2 protein-coding genes are annotated in these 1482 nt (G+C 59.5%); both read left to right on the top strand.

Going from position 1 to position 1482, the window contains the following annotated elements:
• Positions 1 to 79 precede the first annotated feature (79 nt).
• The gene (locus ACH107_RS32770) at positions 80 to 532 is read left to right on the top strand and encodes an ABC transporter permease (RefSeq protein ID WP_412509771.1); all 453 of its coding nucleotides are present in this window, start codon (positions 80 to 82) and stop codon (positions 530 to 532) included.
• A complete protein-coding gene (locus tag ACH107_RS32765) occupies positions 529 to 1233 on the top strand; it encodes an ABC transporter ATP-binding protein (RefSeq protein WP_412509770.1) in 705 nt (234 codons plus the stop codon). Before ACH107_RS32770 ends, ACH107_RS32765 begins: the two co-directional genes overlap by 4 nt.
• Positions 1234 to 1482: the final 249 nt, after the last annotated feature.

Here is a 1482-nt window from a genome sequence, read left to right as displayed (position 1 = left end):
GGATTTCTTGTTCATCTTCGCTCCTTGATGGCTGCGATGAACCAGAAATCCTCCGTTACGAAAACATCAAATCTGTCCCATGGGTGCTGACGTCAGACACGAGACCTCGGAGCAACTTTTCGACGCGTTGGTCGCACAGGCCCGCACCGGGCTGGTGCTCAAGAGTTTCGCGATGATTACCATCGTGATCGGCATCGCCTCATCGCTGATGCTGACGACCTACCGGCGTCGCCCCGAAATCGGGATTATGCGCGCCATGGGTGCAACGCAGGGGTTCATTGTGGTTGTGTTCGTGATCCAGGGGGCGTTGATCGGGCTGATCGGTGCGGTCGCGGGTGGCGCGCTTGGTCTCGTTGCTCTCGTGCCGTTCCCTCCGATCGAGGATGTTCAGCCCGGGCAATTGCCGATCGATGTGGCACAGGGCTCGATCGGGTTGGGGATTGCGCTGACCACGCTCGCCGCAACAGTGGCGGCGATACTGCCCGCCCGCGCGGCCTCGCGGATCGACCCTGTCGAGGCGATTGGACAATGACAGTCACGCAGGTATCCGATGCGTTGTTGCACCTGCGCGATCTGGACAAGACGTTCGGCTCCGGTGAAACCGCGACGCATGTTCTCAAAAGCCTCGACTTAACCCTTCCGTCGGGAGAAATGACCGCACTGACCGGGGCATCTGGATCCGGCAAGAGCACGCTCCTCAATATCCTCGGCACGCTTCTGCGCCCTAGTTCCGGGCAATTCCGGATGCTCGGCGAGGATCTATTCGCCGCGGATGATGCGACGCTGACCGCGTTTCGCAACCGTCATATCGGCTTTGTCTTTCAATTCCACAATCTGCTCCCAGATTTCACGGCGCTTGAGAACGTCATGTTTCCCAGTGCGGTACGGGACGGACAGGAAAACTCTGCCGCGCGGCGGCGCGCCGCCGATCTTTTGGACCGCGTTGGACTGGCCGACAGGGTTGATTACAGGACGACGAAGCTTTCAGGCGGGCAGAAACAGCGCGTGGCGGTCGCGCGCGCCCTGATGAACGATCCCGCACTCATCCTCGCCGACGAGCCGACCGGAAACCTCGACCGCGCATCGGCGGCACAGGTCATAGACCTGCTGCGCGAAATCAACCGCGATGGTGGCACCACATTCCTGATCTCGACTCATGACGAAAAGATTGCTGCTTCCTGTTCCCGGCAGATCGTCATTTGCGATGGCAGGATCGTTTCCGACAGCTCCTGATCGGGCCCGCGACCTCGGATCCTGGGTATCAGCGCCGAAACTCAGCAAATCCAGGGCACGCTGCCACAAAATGCTCTCAAGGGAGGACATCCTCGAAAGTCCGATTTGATGAAGCGTTCTACGGGTAGTGACCCAGTCGAATGGGCGAAATGGGGCTGGCAGCGGTCATTGGACATTTTCACTCAGAAAAGTTGTCTTATAATCCCGAGCGTGGGTTCAACTGGGTTTGTCGCCGTCGGCCGCGTCGGC

The sequence above is a fragment of the Roseovarius halophilus (ex Wu et al. 2025) genome, assembly GCF_047086965.1.
The sequence above is the reverse complement of the archived record's forward strand: the minus strand, read 5'-3'. Positions and strand labels throughout refer to the sequence as shown.

Bases quoted from the DNA above. Each gene is read 5' to 3' on its own strand.
- ACH107_RS32765 (WP_412509770.1), top strand. From the start codon at position 529: ATGACAGTCACGCAGGTATCCGATGCGTTGTTGCACCTGCGCGATCTG.
- ACH107_RS32770 (WP_412509771.1), top strand. From the start codon at position 80: ATGGGTGCTGACGTCAGACACGAGACCTCGGAGCAACTTTTCGACGCG.